We start from the raw sequence: 18,293 nt of genomic DNA, 5'->3' as shown, positions 1-18,293 counted from the left end.
TTACCTGCGGACGTCTTGCGGACGGCGTGTGCGGGGGTGGGGGGGTGTGGGGGCGTGGGGGCGTGCGGGCGCTCAGGGCGCTCAGGGCGCTCAGGCGTACGAAAGGCGTGCGACGGCGTGCAGGCGGCATGCGGACGCGGCGAGGTCCTAGGTCCCTCGGTCGAAGGGCCGTGCAGCCAAATCCCGATGTACGGGGCGCGGGGCGGCTGCGAGCATGACGCCCATGTCCGAACTCCGAGCCGCCGCAGAGATACCCGTGTCCCGCCGTTCCGCGCCGCTCACCTGGGTGGTGGTCGCGCTCGCCTGCGCGGGACAGTTCCTCGTCGTCCTGGATGTCTCCGTCGTCAACGTGGCGTTGCCGTCGATGCGGACCGATCTGGGGCTGAGCGCCCCGGGACTCCAGTGGGTCGTCAACGCGTACGCGATCGCCTTCGCCGGCTTCCTGCTGCTCGGCGGGCGGGCCGGGGACCTGTACGGGCGCAAGCGGATGTTCCTGGTCGGGCTCGCGCTCTTCACCCTCGCCTCCCTCGGGGGCGGGCTCGCCCAGGCGGAGTGGCAGCTGTTGACCGCACGGGCCGTGCAGGGGCTGGGGGCGGCGGTGCTCGCGCCCTCGACGCTGACGATTCTGACCTCGGCCGTGCCCGAAGGGGCCGCACGCGCGCGTGCCATCGCGACCTGGACCGCGGTCGGCGCGGGCGGCGGCGCGGCGGGCGGCCTCGTCGGCGGGCTGCTGGTCGACGGGCTGTCGTGGCGGTGGGTGCTGCTGATCAACGTGCCCGTCGGCGCGGTGGTGCTGGCCGGTGCCCTGCGCTGGCTGGTCGAGAGCCGGGCCGGCGACGGGCGACGGCTCGACCTGCCGGGCGCCCTGCTGGTGACGGCCGGGCTCGCGACCCTCGCGTACGGGATCGTGCAGACCGAGGCCGACGGGTGGTCGTCGGCCGCGACGCTGGTGCCGCTGTCCAGCGGGGCTGCCCTGATCGGGCTCTTCCTGCTCGTCGAAGCGCGGACGAAGGCCCCGCTGATGCCGCTGAAGCTGTTCCGGCTCAGGGCCGTGTCCTCGGCGAACGTCGCGATGTTCGTGTTCGGGTCGGCGACGTTCTGCATGTGGTTCTTCATGACGCTGTACGCGCAGAACGTGCTCGGCTATTCGCCGCTGGAGGCCGGGCTCGCGCTCGCGCCGAGTGCGCTGGCGGTGGTACTGGGCTCGAAGGCCGCGCCCCGGTTCATGCCGGTCGTGGGGGCGCGCAACGTCGCGGTGCTCGGCGCCCTGGTGGCGGCTGTCGGGTTCGGGTGGCAGTCGACGCTGAGTGCCGACGGCTCGTATCTCACCGCGATCATGTTGCCCGGACTCTTGATCATGCTCGGCTCCGGGCTGGCCATGACGCCGCTCGCCGCGCTGGCCACGTCGGGGGCGGAGGCGGCGGACGCCGGACTGGTGTCGGGGCTGGTCAACACGTCGCGCACGATGGGCGGTTCGCTCGGGCTCTCGGTGATGTCGACGGTCGCGGCGGCACGGACCGGGGGCGGGACGTCGGCCGAGGCGCTGACTGAGGGGTACGGGCTGGTGTTCCGGACGAGTGCCGGTGTGCTGCTCGGGGGTGCGGTTCTGATGGCGGTGTGGTTGCCGCGGCGGGTTGGGGCGCGGGCCTGAGGGGGTGGGGTGTGGGCCTGAGGGTTGGGGCGCGGGCCTCTGCGGGTGGGGCGTGGGCCTGAGGGTTGGATGTCGGGCGGCCCTGGCCCGGGGGCGGGCACGGCCCGCGCATGGCCGGTGAAAAGAGTCGCGGTTGGGAGGCAACGGAATCCGATGCCCATGGACTCTATTGGTCATCTAGGGGGTGCCCATGGGGGATCGGAAACAGGTTCTGGACGAGGAGTTCCAGAGCTTCGTCATCGGCCGCTGGCCGCGGTTGATGCGTACGGCATTTCTCCTTACGGGGGAGCAGCACGCGGCGGAGGACCTGGTCCAGTCGTCGCTGGAGCGGGCGTACGTGGCATGGCGCAAGGTCAGGGCGGCGGACGACCAGGACGCGTATGTATGGCGTCTGATGATCAACGCGCACGCGAGGAAGCACCGCAGGCGCCTCAAGGAGTTCCTGGCCCCCAGAACCGACACGGACCTCACACCTGAGCAGCCAGACACCGGAGACCGGATCGCCCAGGCCGACGACCGCTCCGCGCTGCTCACGGCGCTGTCCCACCTGCCGCCCCGCCAGCGGGAAGCGGTGGTGCTGCGCTACTGGGAGGACCTGAGCGAGGCACAGACGGCAGAGGCGATGGGCTGCTCGGCGGGGGCGGTGAAGAGCAACGCGGCGAAGGGCATCGCGAAGCTCCGCGCCATACCGGGTCTGGCCGAGACGATGACGCACGGAGGGCGGAAGTGATGAGCGCGGACCGGGAGACGAACCACGACATGACGCACAGCTCGCAGAGCCCGCACGGTTCCCACAGCCCGCACAGTTCCCGCAGTTCGCAGAGCGACATCGCCCTCCTGCTGGCTGAGGCCGCGGACGAGGTCGACATCGGTATAGCCCCCTACCAGGCGGTCGTACGGGGCGGTCGGCGCCGTAAGGCACGGCGCTGGGCGGTCGCGTCCGCGGCGGCATTGGTTATCGCGGGCTCGACCGGGTCGCTGGCGCTGGCCGGGGCGATGGGCAGCGATGGCAAGGATCGGGGCGTGGTGGCTACACAGCCCCCCACAGCCGAGGAGCGGCACGTGTACCAGCCTCGGCGGACCACGTTGGCGACGGGCACCGAAAAGGGAAAGGAGTGGCGGATCTCCGTAGAGGTGTGGGGAGCGCCGAAGGACGAGGCGGAGGCGGAGCGCCAGTGGGCGGCGATGGGCTTGTACGGCGTGCGACCGACGGGAACGCGGGAGGCCGAGGACCTCATCGGCAAGGGGTGGATGTCCGTGCACCTGCGCGTGGGGGAGGAGGACTCGACGGTGTCCGAGGGGGCGGTGGAGAAGGGCGACACCCTGTCGGGCAAGGACCTGGAGTCCTATGCCGTACCCCTGGAAGTAGGCGGCACCGACCGGGCCGACGCCTCCCAGCGCCTCGTGATCGGCAAGGTCGCCCCCACCGCCCGGCGCGTCACCTGCACCTGGGACGACGGCACGTCCACGAACGCCGTCCGACCGGCGCCGGGCACCGAGGCCACCACCAACGACACAGCGACGATCCGCCCGGTCGAGGGCTCCCAGCCGAACTGGTTCGTGTGCCTGGCACCGGAGGGCGTGGCCTCCGATGTGGTGCAGGTGACGGGGTGACGTACGCGGGGTGCGGCGGCTACAGCCACCCCTGCTGCCGAGCCTCCCGCATGGCTTCCATGCGATTACGGGTGCTGGTCTTGCCGATCGCCGAGGAGAGGTAGTTGCGCACCGTGGACTCGGAGAGGTGCAGCTTCGCCGCGATGTCGGCGGCCGTCGCGCCGTCCGCCGAAGCCTTCAGCACATCGCACTCACGGGCGGTGAGCGGATTGGGTCCGGCGCTCAGCGCGGCCGCCGCGAGCGCCGGATCGATGACCGTCTCGCCGGTCAGCACCCGGCGGATCGTCTCGGCCAGCTCCTCCACGGGCCCGTCCTTGACCAGAAACCCCGCGGCGCCCGCCTCCATGGCCCGCCGTAGATATCCCGGACGTCCAAAGGTGGTGAGGATCAGTACCCGGCAGTCGGGCGCCTCGTCCCGCAGCAGCGCGGCGGCGTCCAGCCCGCTGATGCCGGGCAGTTCGATGTCCAACAGCGCGACATCGGGCCGCGACTCCAGGGCAGCACCCACGATCGCGTCCCCCGCCGCGACCTGCGCGACCACCTCGATGTCCTCTTCCATCCCGAGCAGCAGAGCGAGCGCACCCCGCATCATCCCCTGATCCTCGGCGAGGAGGACCCTGATGGACTTGGCGGGCCGGTGATCCCGGGGCATCTCGTTCACGGCCCAAGGGTAGGGCGCGGTCGGCGGGGCGGATGGGCGGATGGGCGGGTGACGCCGATGGCGCGGACGTTCAGGGGTGGGCCCGATCCCTGGGGTTCAGGCCGCGGTGCCCGGAGCAGAGGCCGCTCTGTGCGGGGCAGCGGCTGTATCCGTCACCTCGGCAGGGCTGTATCCGTCGCGTCGGCAGCGGCCGCATCCGTCACCTCGCAGCAGCTGTATCCGTCACCTCTGTTGGCACAGTGGCCGTCTCCGGAGTCTCTGTCGCTTCAGCCTGTGTCACTTCCCCGGCATCGGCCGCTTCTTCGGCATCGGCCGCCTCCACGGGAAGTTCGGCCGTCACCACGAACCCACCTCGCGTCCCCGGGCCCGCTTCCAGGGAGCCGCCCGCCGCCGCGAGTCGTTCTGTCAGGCCTTTCAAGCCGGTGCCGCCGATACCGGGGAGGGGCGCAGGGCGGTCGGGCGGCTCGCTGCGGCCGTTGTCGGAGATCCGGGTGCGGACGCGTTCGGAGGAGCCGTCCACCGTGATCTCGCAGCGGGTCGCGCCGCTGTGGCGCACCGCGTTGGTGACGGCCTCGCGGACGACCCAGCCCAGCAGGGCCTCGGTCTGGGCGGACAGGGGCGGGCCGGACTGGCGGACGAGCGGTTCGATGCCGGCGGCCTGGAGGGCCGAGCGGGCGCGGTCGAGTTCCCTGGCGAGGCTGCCCTCGCGGTAGCCCGTGACCGCCTCGCGGATCTCGGTGAGGGCCTGTCGGCCGACTGACTCGATGTCGCCGACCTGGACGAGGGCGGCGTCGAGGTCGCGATGGGCCAGGCGACGGGCCGCCTCCGACTTCACGACGATGACGGAGAGCGTGTGGCCGAGGAGGTCGTGCAGGTCCCGGGAGAAGCGGAGTCGTTCCTTCTCGACGGCGCGGCGGGCCAACTCCTCGCGGGCGGCGCGGAGTTCGCGTACGGCTTCGGAGAGGGACAGGATCGCGGCCGTGACCATGGTGGAGAGGAAGGTGCCGTAGGCGACGTTCACCGCGCCCCAGCCGTCCCGCAGTCCGGCGATGACGCCCGCGAGCGCGCTCAGGCCGATGCCGGTGCTGCCGAGCCACCGGCCCCGGACGATCGCGCCCGCGGCCAGGCCGAGCAGCGGGAAGAAGAGGAGCCAGCTGCCGCCGTAGAGGATGGCGAGGGCGCAGGTCACCATGCCCATCGCGAGTAGTGCGCCCCGGGTGGAGCGGGCCTCGCGCGTCTCCTTCGTGAAGGCGCGGAACACCACGTAGATGTAGAGGGAGTTGAAGGCGAAGAGGCCGATGCCGCCGACCCAGGGGTTCGCGGTCTTGCCCTGGAAGAGGTTGGAGAAGGCGCCCATGCCCATCAGGAGCCAGGGGAGGAGAGCGAAACCGTTGGGCGGCGGGCCCAGCTGCTCCGGGAGCTTGCCGGTCTTCCGTACGGCCCGCTGGTCGTCCTTGAACGCGTCCCGTTCGGCTTTCCACTGGGTTCGTGTCTCTTGCCACATGGACATCTGACAGCTGACCCTTCGCAACCAGGACATGTCCCCTGCTCCCCGTTCGGACGGTTCTCGTTCAGACAGGTCTCGTTAAGACAGCTCTCGTTCAGACGGTCCGCGCGGACCTGCGGTACGACACCACAGCGTACGAGCCGAAGGCCAGCAGCCAGACGGTCAGCACCAGCACCGCCCCGAGGGTCGGCGCGTGCCCGTCGGCGACCGCAGTGCCGAGTTGCGAGAACCGGTTCGTGGGCGTGTAGGAGGACAGGGACCGCAGCCACTCGGGGAAGAGGGTGACCGGGAACCACAGCCCGCCGACCACCGAAAGACCCAGGTTGCACACCATGTTCACCACACCCGTTGCCTGCCCGGTCAGCCGGTAGCCGTTGCCGAGGCCGAGCAGGGTGAAGGGGATCGAGCCGAGCCACAGCAGCAGCGCGATCACCGCCCACTTCCAGGCGTCGAGACGAACGCCGTTGACCAGGCCGCCCGCCGCCAGGACCGCGAGAATCGCGGGCAGCACGGTCACCGCGCCCGTCAGCGTCCGGCCGACGACGACCTGGCGCGGGCTCATCGGTGTGACCCGCAGCTGCCGCAGCCAGCCGATCGACCTGTCCTCGGCGACCCCGCCACCGGTGTTCAGGGCCGAGCCCATCGCGCCGTAGGCCGCCATGCCGATCATGGAGGTGGTCTTCCAGCCGCTGGCGGTCCCGTCATCGAGGTTGGTGAACAGCAGATACATCATCACCGGCATCACGACGCCGCCGATCACGAAGCCGGTGTCGCGCAGCGTCCGGCGCACTTCGAGCCGCAGATAGGCGAGCATCACACCGTCTCCGGGGCCGTGTCGGCTGCCGTCAGGGCGAGGAACGCGTCGTCCAATGAGGCCGGCGCCACCTCCAGGCCGCGGATCGCACCGCGCTCGGCGAGGGCGACCACCGTCGCGTCGGAGTCCTCGGTCCGCAGCCGGGCCCGGTCCCCGCGCACCTCCACGGAGACCACGCCGGGCAGCAGCGTCAGCCCCTCCGTGCCGGCGCCGGCCAGGTCGAAGCAGACGAGGCTGCCGCCCGCGGCCCGCTTGAGCTGCTCGCCGGTGCCGTCGGCGACGATCCGGCCGTGGTCGATGACGACGATCCGGTCGGCGTTGGCGTCCGCCTCCTCCAGATAGTGGGTGGAGAACAGGACGGTGTGACCGCGGCGCGCGTACCCCCGCATGGAGTCCCAGAAGGCGTACCGCGCCTCCACGTCCAGCGCGGCGGTCGGCTCGTCGAGCACGATCAGCGAGGGGTTCCCGACCAGCGCGACCGCGAACCGCACCCGCTGCGTCTGACCCCCGGAGAGCCGGTCGACGCGCCGCCCGGCCAGTTCCGCGATACCCGCGAGCTCCAGAGCCTCGGCGACGGGCATCGGCGCGGGGTACGTACCGGCCACGAACCCGACCAGCTCGCCCACCGTCACCCGCGGCACCGGCCGGCTGTCCTGGAGCATGGCGCCCACGCGGCCCGCCCGTACGGATTCCTCCGGGGCGGCGCCGAAGAGCCGTACGACGCCGCTGTCGGGCTCGTTCAGGCCCAGCAGGAGCGAGATGACTGTGGACTTGCCGGCGCCGTTGCGGCCGAGCAGTGCGACTGTCTCGCCGCGCGAGATCTCCAGGTCGACGCCGTCCACGGCCCGTACGGCGCCGAAGGTCTTGACCGCGCCCGCGAAGGACACGGCCTGGCGTGTCCCAGCTGCACTCGTCGTAGGCGTCGTAGGCGTCGTAGGCGTCAGAGGCGTCCTAGGTACGACTGTCTTCGTCATGGGTACGACGCTATGAATCCGGGGTGAGGCGGCGGCAGATGCGCATGTACGGACTCGGGCAGGACAAATGTCACGGCCCGTATGTCCGAACCCTGTGTCCGAACCCTGTGTCCGAACCCGTCTGTCCGAACCCGCCTATCTGACATGCCGTCAGGAGTCTTCACATGTGCCGAGGGCTGGGCTATACAGGGGGTCGCCGGACTGGAACGCGTTCTAGAACAGGCCGGGTTCCGCGGCCCAGTGTCGACCTCGGTGCGACCGACGGTGCGGACGGCCGCACCGAGGTCTTCCCAGCCAGTAGTCCCGCCAGCAGTCAGGAGCCCCATGCCCATCGACGTTGCCCAGGCCCTCTCGGCCGAGCCCCGGTCCGCCGAGATCGCCTGGGGTCACAAGGACGTCCAGCTGTACCACCTCGGCCTCGGCGCCGGCGTCCCCGCCACCGACCCCGACGAGCTGCGCTACACCCTGGAGTCCCGGCTGCACGTCCTGCCGAGTTTCGCGACCGTCGCGGGCGCGGGCTCACCGGGAGTGATCAACGGCCTCTCCATGCCCGGAGTCGACGTCAACCTCGCACACGTCCTGCACGGCGGCCAGACCATCGCCCTGCACCGCCCGATCCCCGTCGAGGGCAAGGCGGTCGCCACCACCCGGATCGCCGCCGTGTACGACAAGGGCAAGGCCGCCATCCTCGTCGTACGCACCGAAGTCGCCGACGACGAGGGCCCGTTGTGGACCAACGATGCCCAGATCTTCGTACGCGGAGAGGGCGGCTTCGGCGGCGAACGCGGCCCCTCCGCGCGTCTGGAACCGCCGACGCGCGAGCCCGACAAGGTGGTAGAGCGCACCGTCCGCGAGGACCAGGCGCTGCTCTACCGCCTCTCCGGCGACTGGAACCCGCTGCACGCCGACCCGGAGTTCGCCAAGCTCGCCGGGTTCGACCGGCCGATCCTGCACGGGCTGTGCACGTACGGGATGACGTTGAAGGCGGTCGTGGACACGGTGCTCGGCGGGGACGTCGGCCGGGTCCGCTCGTACGCCACCCGGTTCGCCGGGGTCGTCTACCCGGGCGAGACGCTGCGGATCCGGATGTGGCGGCAGGGCGGCACCGTCCAGGTGACGGTGGGCGCGGCCGACCGGGACGACGCGCCGGTCCTCGCCGACACCGTCGTGGAGCACACCTGAGCACGCCTGACTGGTGCGGTTTCGCACCTGAGCACCTGAGTGTCGTACGTACGTTCCTGAGGGGAGCCGCACCATGCGCGCAGCCGTACTGCACGAGATCGGCCAGGACAAGCTGGAGATATTCGACGACGTCGAGGCGACGGGCTTCGGGCCCGGCCGGGTGAGGATCCGGGTGCGGGCCACCGGCCTGTGCCACTCGGACCTCTCGGCGATGGCGGGAGTCCTGCCGCAGCCCGCACCGTTCGTACCCGGGCACGAAGGGGCGGGCGAGATCCTGGAGGTGGGCGAGGGCGTCACGCACCTCAAGCCCGGCGACCGGGTCGTCGTCTGCTGGCTGCCGGCCTGCGGCGCCTGTCCCGCCTGCAAGCGCGGCCAGACCCAGCTGTGCCTCGCCGGGTTCATGAACGCTGGCACGCCCAACTTCAAGCGGCCCGGCGGCGATGTGTTCGGCATGGCGGGCACCGGGATCTTCACCGAGGAGGTCGTCGTCGACGCGGGCTGCGCCGTGCCGATCCCGGACGACGTGCCCTTCGACATCGCCGCCCTCATCGGCTGCGGCGTCACCACGGGACTCGGCGCCGCCCTCAACACCGCCGACGTGGAGGCCGGTTCGTCGGTCGCCGTCATCGGCTGCGGCGGCGTCGGCATCTCCGCGATCCAGGGCGCGCGACTCAAGGGCGCGGCCGAGATCGTCGCCGTCGACCCGGTCGCCTCACGCCGCGAGTCCGCGCTGAAGTTCGGCGCCACCAGGGCCGTATCGCCGGACGAACTCCCCGACACCAAGCAGACGTTGACCGCGGGCGAGGGCTTCGACTACGTCTTCGAGGTCGTCGGCAAGTCCGCCACCGCCCGCACCGCGTACGAGAACACCCGCCGCGGCGGCACACTCGTCGTCGTCGGCGCCGGCGCCATGGACGACTTCCTGCAGCTCAGCATGTTCGAGCTGTTCTTCGACGAGAAGAGGATCCTGCCGAGCATGTACGGCGGCGGGGACGTCACGCGCTCGTACGAGCGGACCATCGCGCTGTGGCGTGCCGGGCGCATCGACCTGGAGGGGCTGATCACCCATCGGGTGCCGCTGAGCGAGATCAACGAGGCGCTCGACCAGATGCGTACGGGCGTGGCGCTGCGTACGTGCATCGAGATCTGACAGATCAGTCACCTTCCCACCACTAACCTCCCATGGCTGAAGGGGCCTTGATGTCATTGCCACTTGAAGGCCGGTCCGCGATCGTCACCGGTGCGGGGCGCGGGCTCGGCCGGGCGGAGGCGCTGGAGCTCGCCCGGCTCGGCGCCGCCGTCGTCGTCAACGACTTCGGACAGCCCGGCCGGGACGGCTCCGGCGACGCGTCGGCCGCGCCCGCCGAGCAGGTCGCAGCGGAGATCCGTACGGCGGGCGGTCGCGCGGTCGCGCACACCGGTGACGTGGCCGACCACCAACAGGCCCGGGAACTCGTCGAGTTGGCGGTGGCCGAGTTCGGGCAGCTGGACATCCTGGTCAACAACGCGGGCATCCTGCGCGACCGGATGGTCTTCTCGATGTCCGAGGACGAGTGGGACTCGGTGATCCGGGTCCACCTGAAGGGCCACTTCAACACCACCCACTTCGCGTCCGCGCACTGGCGGGCGCGTTCCAAGGCGGCGGGCACGCCGGTGTACGGGCGGATCGTGAACACCTCGTCGGAGGCGTTCCTGGCAGGCTCCGCCGGACAGCCCAACTACGCGGCCGCGAAAGGCGGAATCGTCGGGCTGACGACGTCCACGGCGTTGGCGCTCGCGAAGTACGGGGTCACGGCGAACGTGATCTGTCCGCGCGCCCGGACCCGGATGACCGCGGATGTCTTCGCGGGCCAGGAAGGCCCGGAGGGCCGACTCGACCCGCTCGCGCCCGAGCATGTCGCCCCGCTCGTCGGCTACTTGGCCTCGCCGGCGGCCGCGCACGTGAACGGTCAGCTCCTGGTCGTGCACGGCGGCATGGTCGCGGTCGTCGAACGCCCGCGGGTGGCGGCCAAGTTCGACACCAAGCAGGACGCCTTCACGTACGACGAACTGGACGCGCTGCTCACGCCGCACTACGCGGGGCGCCCGGCGGGGGAGACGTTCGCGGCGGCGGAGGTGCTGGGGCTCAAGCACGGGTGAATGTGCGGTTGGTGACTGCGAGATTGGTGACTGCGCGGTTGGTGACTGTGCGGTTGGTGACTGCGGCAGTCACAGAACTGCCCCGCCCGACGAGTGCCGGGCGGGGCAGTGGGACGGTGGCGGCCTGAGGTGTGCCCAGGCCGCCGCGTCGGTCCTACTCGGCCGGTTTGCGGTGCCGGCCGCGAGGGGTCGCCTCGTCTTCCTGTGCGGAGACGGGCCCCCGGTGCCGGCCTTGGCCACCGTCCGCGGCGGCCTGGGCCACTGTCACCCGCGAGTCGGTGTCCGTCGTCTCCATGGTGTTCGTGTCGCTCATGTGGAAATTCACCCCGTCAACAAGATCTTTCTGTACAGCGCGGGCGAGTCTAACGGGCGAATGTGCGGCCCCTGAGGGGTGGTTGGGGCTACTCGGTGGTCACTTTGAGGGGATGGGGAGTCGGGTGCGTTTCGGCGGCCAACCGGAGGGTTCGGAAGGCCGGGGGCGCCTCGTCGCTGACCCGCTCGATACGGAGTGGCTTCGCCGGGTCGGGGGCTGTCGGGCGACTGCTGTCGGCGGCGGCTCCGCCGGTGCTTTCCGTGGACATGAGGATGGTGGTTTCCGAGTCACCGGGGTCCTGGTGACCGAGACCTGGGTCCTGGTGACCGAAGCTCTCGGCGGGCAGGCGGCTTGTACGTTCAGCAGCTACGTGACCAGTGCCCTCGACGCTCATGCGGCTCGCGCCCTCTGCGCTCATGCGGCTCATGCTCTCCGCACTCACGCGGCTCGTGCTCTCCGCGCTCATGCGGCTCGTGCTCTCCGCGCTCATGCGGCTCGTGCTCTCCGCGCTCATGCGGCTCGTGCTCTCCGCGCTCATGCGGCTCATACTCTCCGCACTCACGCGGCTCGTGCTCTCCGCGTTCACGCGGCCCGTGCTCTCCGCGCTCACGCCGCCCGGACCTGCGGCTGCCGCTCGGCCCGTGGTCCCGGTGCTCACCCACCCCGTGTCGTACGGAACCCGTGGGTCGGCCGTGGCTGGGCGCGCGGTTCCCTGCGCCCCTGACGGGGCACGGCCGCCCTCGGCAGTCACGTGGTCCGTGCTCGCGGCGGCTGCCCGCCCCGCATCCTCACCACTCACCCACCCCGCAGCACTCTCCGCGTTCACCCGCTCCATCCCCACCCCCTGGGCCCGCTCCATCCCCACCCCCTGGGCCAACCGTCGCCCCGCGAAGGCGCTCGCGACCGTCCGCCCCACGAGGGGAGCCTGCTGCAGAGGCACCGGACGGGGTGCCGCAGGCTCCGGGGGATCCGTGACCGACGGCCCCTGTGGCGCTTTCCCCCACGCCTCAGCCGTACCGTCCGGATCCCCCGGGCCCGCTTCCCCCGCCCCCGTGGGTGCCTCCACCCGTGCCACGCCGCACGGCACCGCCCCCGTCGCGTACGGCAGATGGAGCACCCCGTCCCTGGTCCACAGTCCCGAGCCCGTCAACCAGCCCTCGGGCGCCAGGAGTTGGTGGACGCGTCGCTCGGTGGGACGCCACACGCCGAGCCAGCTGCCGGAACCCCCCGGGCTGTCGATGCGCAGGGCCACCGCGCAGCTCTCCGGTGTCAGCACCTGACCCGGCTGGATCGCGAACGGCGTCAGCACGCAGCCCGGCAGGTGCAGGGACTCCGGGAAGCGCACCGGGAGCGTGCTCCCCAACACGCCCCAGCCGAGCCGTTCGTGACCCGGCGACGGCGCGTCCGAGCGGATCAGGAGCAGCCCGCTGGCGGCGTCCGCGAGCAGGAGCCGGTCGTTGCTGTCCTCGGCGATCTGGAGGAGAGGGGACACCTCGCCGGCGCGCCCCAGATCGACCACCACCGTCTTCGTCCGGCCCTCCGACTCCCGGTCCAGCGCGAGCAGTCGGTCCCCGCCGCCCAGCCACGCCCCGCCCGAGCAGCGGCCCGGCACCTCCGCGAGATGCTCGGGCCCGAAGGCGCCGCCCGCCACGAGCCACACGGCGGTGGAACTCCGGCCGACGGCAAGGGCGTACGCCCGTGAGCCGCCCGGAGCCGGCGGCAGCAGCCGCAACTCCGTTGCCCCGTCCGGGCATTCCACCGCGCCGAGCGGCACCTCACCCGTCCCCGGACCGGTCGGGTACAGCAGCGAGAACGCGTGCCGCCCGTCGGTGAGGCGGTGGATGAGCACCCGCCCGTCCGCCATCGGCAATACCTCCGTGCCGGGCTCCTCGGGCTGGTTGCCCGGCAGCGGTACGGCGTACGGCTCGGGGCCGTCCAGGGTCCAGCGCTCCGGGAACCAGGAATCGCCGTTCAGGGCCAGGCGCGCCGCGTAGGACCCGTCGGCGGTGATCACGCACCCAGCCCGCTCGGTCCACGGGTTCCCGTTCCCCGCCGCGGTATCGATGGCACAGGCCGTCATCGTTTCGGTCACCTCCGGAGGTCGAAGCTAGTTTTCGCACGCACAGGCGTGGGACCGGCAGGCGGACGCTTCACACATAAGGGTGGCCAGATCCCGATTCGCCTGAGGGAACGGGGGCGGGTGTGCTGGGCGGGATGGGGGCGGCTTATGGTTAGGGTCCCCTAAGCGCTGCCTGTGGGGCACTTGAGTGCCCCGTCCTACGGCGCCGCCCGGGCCCGAACCCGACCCGAACGCCGGGCCTGAACCCCCCACTTGAACCCCCGGGCCCCCTAACCAAATCCCCCCACCTCAATCCCCCACCTCAATCCCCCACCTCAATCCCCCACCCCAATCCCCCCACCCAAGCCCTCGAACCACTGGCCCGAACTCGGCCCGAACCACTGGAGCGTGTCCTGATGCCGATGTCCCCACGACGAAGAGGCCCCGCCGTCATCGCCCTCGCGGTGGCCGCCGCACTCTCGCTCGCGGCCTGCGGGTCGAGCGACGGAGACGGCGGAAACGCGGGCTCCGGAAAGTCCGACAACGGCAGCGGCAGCAAGTCCGTCGCCCAGGGCGGCGAGGACTTCGCGAAGGCGGCCGAGGACACGGCCAAGATGGGGACCACGGCCGGGGCCGGCGAGTTTCCGCGCACCATCAAGCACGCGAGGGGCGAGACGGAGCTCAAGGCCGAGCCCAAGCGCGTCATCGTCCTCGACGTCGGCGAACTCGACAACGTCGTCTCGCTGGGCGTCAAGCCCGTCGGCTGGGCCCCCACCGAGGGCTCCGCGGGCATCCCCTCGTACCTGAAGAAGGACGCGGGCAGCCCCAAGGACGTCGGCACGATCAACGCCCTCAACCTCGAGGCGATCGCGAACCTCGAGCCCGACCTGATCCTCGGCAGCGAGCTGCGCGCCGCCAAGCTCTACCCGCAGCTCTCCCAGATCGCCCCCACCGTGTTCTCCATCCGTCCGGGCTTCACCTGGAAGGAGAACTACCTCCTGAACGCGGCCGCCCTGGACAAGACCGCGGAGGCGAAGACCAAGCTCGCCACCTACGAGACGAAGGCGAAGGCCCTGGGCGACGAACTGGGCGCCGACAAGCCGACCGTCACCATGCTCCGCTACATGCCGGGCATGATCCGCCTCTACGCGAAGGCGTCCTTCATCGGCACGATCCTCGACGATGTCGGCATCCCGCGCCCCAAGAACCAGCAGATCAACGACCTCGCGGTGGAGATCAGCCCGGAGAAGATCGACGACGCCGACGCCGACTGGATCTTCACCGGCGTCTACGGCGACGCGAAGAAGACCGACCGCGCGACCGCCGAGGACAACCCGCTCTGGAAGAAGCTCGGCGCCGTGAAGGACGGCCAGGCCAAGGACGTACCGGACGAGACCTGGTACCTCGGCCTCGGCGTGACCGCGGCCGACCAGGTCCTCGACGACATCAAGGGCTACCTGGCCAAGTAAGACAAGTAAGGCAAGTGGGACAAGCGAGACCTCAAGGGCCACTGGTCGAGCAGCCCGGGCTGCCCGGTCGGGCCACCTGGTCAAGCAGCCCGGGACCCCGCGACCGGTGGGGCACGGACATAAGGCAGGTAGCCTTTTGTTCGTGCCCCGTCTGTCTGAAGTCATCGCCGCGCTCGACGTCCTCTGGCCCCCCGAGAGGGCAGAGGACTGGGACGCGGTCGGCACGGTCTGCGGAGACCCCGACCAGGAGGTTTCCCGCGTACTCTTCGCCGTCGACCCGGTCCAGGAGATCGTGGACGAGGCGGTGAAGCTGGACGCCGACCTGCTGGTCACCCACCACCCGCTCTACCTGCGCGGTACGACGACGGTGGCGGCCTCGAGCTTCAAGGGCCGGGCCGTGCACACCCTCATCAAGAACGACATCGCGCTGCACGTCGCCCACACGAACGCCGACCGCGCCGACCCGGGCGTGAGCGACGCCCTCGCGGGCGCGCTGGACCTCCGCGTCGTAGGGCCCCTCGTGCCGGACGCCACCGACCCCGACGGCCGCCGCGGGCTGGGCCGCGTCTGCGAGCTGGACCACCCGCTCACCGTCCGCGAACTCGCCGCCCGCGCCGCCGAGCGGCTGCCCGCCACCGCGCAGGGCGTCCGCGTCGCGGGCGACCCGGACGCCGTCGTACGGACCGTCGCCGTGAGCGGCGGCTCCGGCGACAGCCTCTTCGCCGACGTACGCGCCGCCGGCGTGGACGCCTTCCTCACCGCGGACCTGCGCCACCACCCGGCGTCCGAGTTCATTGCAGACCGCGCACACAGTCCCATCGCGCTGCTCGACGCGGCGCACTGGGCCACCGAGTGGCCCTGGTGCGAGCTGGCCGCCGCCCAGCTCGACGAGATTTCCGACCGCCACGGATGGGGACTTCGCGTCCACGTCTCGAAGGCCGTCACCGACCCCTGGACCACCCTCTCCCCTTCACCTGGAGCCCCCAACTGAACGCCGCGCCCGCCGACCAGATCCGACTTCTCGACGTCCAAGCCCTCGACATGCGCCTGCAGCAGCTCGCCCACAAGCGGAGGTCGCTGCCCGAGCACGCCGAGATCGAGACGCTCACCAGCGATCTCACGCAGCTGCGCGACCTGCTCGTCGCCGCGCAGACCGAGGAGAGCGACTGCGCCCGCGAGCAGACCAAGGCGGAGCAGGACGTCGACCAGGTCCGCCAGCGTGCCTCCCGCGACCAGAAGCGCCTCGACTCCGGCGCCGTCTCCTCGCCCAAGGACCTGGAGAACCTCCAGCACGAGATCGTCTCCCTCGCCAAGCGGCAGGGCGACCTGGAGGACGTCGTCCTCGAAGTCATGGAGCGCCGCGAGTCCGCGCAGGAGCGGGTCGCCGAACTGACCGAGCGGGTCTCCTCCTTCCAGTCGAAGATCGACGACGCGACGGCCCGCCGGGACGCCGCCTCCGAGTCCCTCGACAGCGAGATCGGGTCGGCGACCAAGGAGCGCGAGGTGATCGCCGGGTCCATCCCCGACGACCTCCTCAAGCTCTACGACAAGCTCCGCGCGCAGCAGGGCGGCGTCGGTGCGGCCCGGCTCTACCAGCGGCGCTGCGAGGGCTGCCGCCTGGAGCTCAACATCACCGAGGTGAACGACGTGAAGGCGGCGGCTCCGGACACGGTCCTGCGCTGCGAGAACTGCCGCCGCATCCTCATCCGCACCTCCGAGTCCGGTCTGTAAGGGGCCCGCGGCTTGCGCGAGTTGATCGTCGAGGCCGACGGGGGCTCCCGGGGCAACCCGGGGCCCGCGGGCTACGGCGCCGTCGTCATCGACGCGGCGACCGGGGAGACGCTGGCCGAGACGGCGGAGTACCTCGGCATCGCGACGAACAACGTCGCCGAATACCGGGGCCTGATCGCGGGCCTCCGCGCGGCCCGCGCACTGGATCCGACGGCCGTGGTGCGGGTCCGTATGGACTCCAAGCTGGTCGTCGAGCAGATGTCGGGCCGCTGGCAGATCAAACACCCCGGCATGCGCCCCCTGGCGGCCGAGGCCGGTTCCGTGTTCCCCGCCACCCAGGTCACGTACGAGTGGATCCCGCGTGACCAGAACAAGCACGCGGACCGCCTGGCCAACGAGGCTATGGACGCGGGGAAGCGGGGAGAGCGTTGGTCGCCGTCGCAGTCGAGGGCGGACCTCGACGCGCGGGCCGCGCGGCGTGCCGTGGGCCCGACCGCACGCGAGTCGTCGGGCCCGCCCGGGGACGCGACCGCGGGCGCGGCAAAGGCACGCGCCGCACTGGCAGCGCCCCGTAAGGGGCGCGGGGAACTGCGCGACCAGCCACAGACGGCCGTCAGCCGGACGACTACCGCCATGACGCCCGACACCGATGACGTACGGGCCGCACGGAACGTGGCCTCCGAGGCGCCGACCCCCGCAGAGGCCCCACCCGCAGACCTCGGCTCACCCACCACCTTCGTACTGCTGCGGCACGGCGAGACCCCGCTGACGCCCCAGAAGCGGTTCTCCGGGAGCGGGGGGAGTGACCCGGCGCTGTCGGACGTGGGGCGCCACCAGGCCGAGCGCGTCGCGGAGGCGCTTGCCGCCCGCGGGACCGTACAGGACATCGTCTCCTCACCCCTCGCCCGCTGCCGCGAAACCGCGGAGATCGTCGCCGCCCGCCTCGGACTCGACGTACGGACCGAGGACGGGTTGCGGGAGACGGACTTCGGGGCGTGGGAAGGGCTGACGTTCGGCGAGGTTCGGGCGCGGTATCCGGACGACATGAGCGCGTGGCTGAGCGCACCGGACGCCGAACCGACCGGCGGCGGCGAGAGTTTCGCGGCGGTGGAGCGGCGCGTGGCCGCGACCCGCGACAAGCTGCTCGCGTCGTACGCGGGCCGTACCGTACTCGTCGTCTCCCACGTCACGCCCGTCAAGACCCTCGTACGGCTGGCCCTGGGCGCCCCGCCGGAGTCCCTGTTCCGCATGGAGCTGTCGGCGGCCTCGCTCTCGGCGGTGGCCTACTACGCGGACGGCAACGCGAGCGTGCGGTTGCTCAACGACACGGGTGCGCTGCGCTGAGCTGAGCGGTTGGAATCGGCTCCGGTGGTGGATGGCCGCGGGCCGGTGGGGGCTGGTCGCGCAGTTCCCCGCGCCCCTTGCGGGGCGCCTCAGTGCGGGGCGTGTCCCATCTCCGCCGCCTCGCGCGCCAGCGCCTCCACACGCGCCCAGTCACGCGCCGCGACCGCGTCCGGCGGGAGCATCCAACTGCCGCCCACGCAATGCACGTTCGGCAACGCCAGATACTCCGGGGCGTTTCCGGGACTGATGCCTCCCGTCGGGCAGAAGCGGGCCTGCGGAAGCGGTCCCGCGAGTGCCTTGAGGTACGCCGTACCGCCCGCCGCCTGAGCCGGGAAGAACTTCATCTCGCTCACCCCCCGCTCCAACAGCGCCACGACCTCCGACGTCGTCGAAACCCCCGGCAGGAACGGCACCCCGGCCGCCGCCATGGCATCGAGCAGCACGTCCGTCCAGCCGGGACTCACCAGGAAACGCGCCCCGGCGGCCACGGTGTCGACCACCTGGGCCGGAGTGATGACCGTGCCCGCCCCGACCACCGCTCCCGGCACCCCGTCCGCGATCGCACGGATCGCGTCGAGCGCCACCGGCGTCCGCAGCGTCACCTCGATCGCGGGCAGCCCGCCCGCGACCAGCGCCCGCGCCAGCGGCACGGCGTCCGCGACGTCATCGATGACGACCACGGGGAGCACGGGCGCGAGATCGAGTACGGACGAGGGCAGCGATGACGAGTGCAGCGCTGACGAGGGCAAGGGCGAAGTCATACCCTCATCCTGCCCCCGCCGTGCAGCATGCGCAAAGAGCGTTGCGCATGCTGCAACGCTCACGTGGCGCGTGC

Annotated in this window: 16 protein-coding genes and 1 pseudogene; 10 read left to right on the top strand and 7 right to left on the bottom strand. The window is 71.5% G+C overall.

The annotated features are described in order from the left end of the window. The first annotated feature begins 214 nt into the window (after positions 1–214). The 3 genes from ACTWQR_RS34980 (at position 215) to ACTWQR_RS34970 (ending at position 3,265) form a co-directional block, all read left to right on the top strand. Positions 215–1,651 carry a DHA2 family efflux MFS transporter permease subunit gene (locus ACTWQR_RS34980; protein WP_443231238.1) on the top strand — a complete coding sequence of 479 codons (1,437 nt, stop codon included), beginning with the start codon at positions 215–217 and terminating at the stop codon, positions 1,649–1,651. Positions 1,652–1,841: 190 nt separating this feature from the next. After that, positions 1,842–2,381 carry a SigE family RNA polymerase sigma factor gene (locus tag ACTWQR_RS34975; protein WP_443231237.1) on the top strand — a complete coding sequence of 180 codons (540 nt, stop codon included), beginning with the start codon at positions 1,842–1,844 and terminating at the stop codon, positions 2,379–2,381. Continuing rightward, positions 2,381–3,265, top strand: a complete 885-nt coding sequence (locus ACTWQR_RS34970; protein ID WP_443231236.1) for a hypothetical protein — start codon at positions 2,381–2,383, stop codon at positions 3,263–3,265. Before ACTWQR_RS34975 ends, ACTWQR_RS34970 begins: the two co-directional genes overlap by 1 nt. 19 nt (positions 3,266–3,284) lie before the next feature. On the opposite strand, the gene ACTWQR_RS34965 is transcribed toward ACTWQR_RS34970, so the two are convergent. From ACTWQR_RS34965 to ACTWQR_RS34950, 4 genes are all read right to left on the bottom strand, one after another. Continuing rightward, on the bottom strand, positions 3,285–3,917 hold the full coding sequence (locus tag ACTWQR_RS34965) for a response regulator (protein ID WP_443231242.1): 633 nt from the start codon (positions 3,915–3,917) through the stop codon (positions 3,285–3,287). A gap of 208 nt (positions 3,918–4,125) precedes the next feature. Continuing rightward, the gene (locus ACTWQR_RS34960) at positions 4,126–5,436 is read right to left on the bottom strand and encodes a sensor histidine kinase (protein WP_443231235.1); all 1,311 of its coding nucleotides are present in this window, start codon (positions 5,434–5,436) and stop codon (positions 4,126–4,128) included. Positions 5,437–5,527: 91 nt separating this feature from the next. Continuing rightward, positions 5,528–6,247 carry an ABC transporter permease gene (locus tag ACTWQR_RS34955; protein WP_443231234.1) on the bottom strand — a complete coding sequence of 240 codons (720 nt, stop codon included), beginning with the start codon at positions 6,245–6,247 and terminating at the stop codon, positions 5,528–5,530. After that, complete coding sequence (locus ACTWQR_RS34950) at positions 6,247–7,134, bottom strand: ABC transporter ATP-binding protein (RefSeq protein ID WP_443231233.1); 888 nt, start codon at positions 7,132–7,134, stop codon at positions 6,247–6,249. The genes ACTWQR_RS34955 and ACTWQR_RS34950 overlap by 1 nt, the downstream gene beginning before the upstream one ends. Before the next feature lie 411 nt (positions 7,135–7,545). On the opposite strand from ACTWQR_RS34950, the gene ACTWQR_RS34945 reads away from it, so the two are divergent. From ACTWQR_RS34945 to ACTWQR_RS34935, 3 genes are all read left to right on the top strand, one after another. Then, entirely contained in the window at positions 7,546–8,403 is an 858-nt protein-coding gene (locus tag ACTWQR_RS34945) for a MaoC/PaaZ C-terminal domain-containing protein (RefSeq protein ID WP_443231232.1), read from the top strand. 73 nt (positions 8,404–8,476) lie between these two features. Beyond that, positions 8,477–9,553, top strand: coding sequence for a Zn-dependent alcohol dehydrogenase (locus ACTWQR_RS34940; RefSeq protein WP_443231231.1), 1,077 nt, complete (start codon positions 8,477–8,479; stop codon positions 9,551–9,553). A gap of 50 nt (positions 9,554–9,603) precedes the next feature. Next, positions 9,604–10,542: a 3-oxoacyl-ACP reductase gene (locus tag ACTWQR_RS34935; protein WP_443231230.1), complete on the top strand. Its 939-nt coding sequence runs from the start codon at positions 9,604–9,606 to the stop codon at positions 10,540–10,542. 154 nt (positions 10,543–10,696) lie between these two features. On the opposite strand, the gene ACTWQR_RS34930 is transcribed toward ACTWQR_RS34935, so the two are convergent. Both ACTWQR_RS34930 and ACTWQR_RS34925 read right to left on the bottom strand, forming a co-directional pair. Beyond that, positions 10,697–10,855 (bottom strand): hypothetical protein, encoded by a 159-nt coding sequence (locus tag ACTWQR_RS34930; protein WP_443231229.1) that lies wholly within the window; start codon positions 10,853–10,855, stop codon positions 10,697–10,699. 898 nt (positions 10,856–11,753) lie between these two features. Next, positions 11,754–12,935: pseudogene (locus tag ACTWQR_RS34925) on the bottom strand (hypothetical protein); the annotation flags it as partial. A 401-nt stretch (positions 12,936–13,336) separates the two neighbouring features. Here ACTWQR_RS34925 and ACTWQR_RS34920 point away from each other — a divergent pair. From ACTWQR_RS34920 to ACTWQR_RS34905, 4 genes are all read left to right on the top strand, one after another. After that, the gene (locus ACTWQR_RS34920) at positions 13,337–14,383 is read left to right on the top strand and encodes an ABC transporter substrate-binding protein (RefSeq protein WP_443231241.1); all 1,047 of its coding nucleotides are present in this window, start codon (positions 13,337–13,339) and stop codon (positions 14,381–14,383) included. Positions 14,384–14,525: 142 nt separating this feature from the next. Then, on the top strand, positions 14,526–15,374 hold the full coding sequence (locus tag ACTWQR_RS34915; RefSeq protein WP_443231228.1) for a Nif3-like dinuclear metal center hexameric protein: 849 nt from the start codon (positions 14,526–14,528) through the stop codon (positions 15,372–15,374). After that, positions 15,371–16,114 (top strand): zinc ribbon domain-containing protein, encoded by a 744-nt coding sequence (locus tag ACTWQR_RS34910; protein ID WP_443231240.1) that lies wholly within the window; start codon positions 15,371–15,373, stop codon positions 16,112–16,114. Before ACTWQR_RS34915 ends, ACTWQR_RS34910 begins: the two co-directional genes overlap by 4 nt. A 12-nt stretch (positions 16,115–16,126) precedes the next feature. Then, on the top strand, positions 16,127–17,458 hold the full coding sequence (locus ACTWQR_RS34905; protein ID WP_443231227.1) for a bifunctional RNase H/acid phosphatase: 1,332 nt from the start codon (positions 16,127–16,129) through the stop codon (positions 17,456–17,458). A gap of 89 nt (positions 17,459–17,547) precedes the next feature. On the opposite strand, the gene ACTWQR_RS34900 is transcribed toward ACTWQR_RS34905, so the two are convergent. Further along, entirely contained in the window at positions 17,548–18,219 is a 672-nt protein-coding gene (locus ACTWQR_RS34900) for a bifunctional 4-hydroxy-2-oxoglutarate aldolase/2-dehydro-3-deoxy-phosphogluconate aldolase (RefSeq protein WP_443231226.1), read from the bottom strand. Positions 18,220–18,293 lie beyond the last annotated feature (74 nt).

The organism is Streptomyces sp. 2A115 (genome assembly GCF_052245575.1).
Taxonomy (GTDB): Bacteria; Actinomycetota; Actinomycetes; order Streptomycetales; family Streptomycetaceae; genus Streptomyces.
This window is presented reverse-complemented; position numbering and strand designations above follow the sequence as displayed.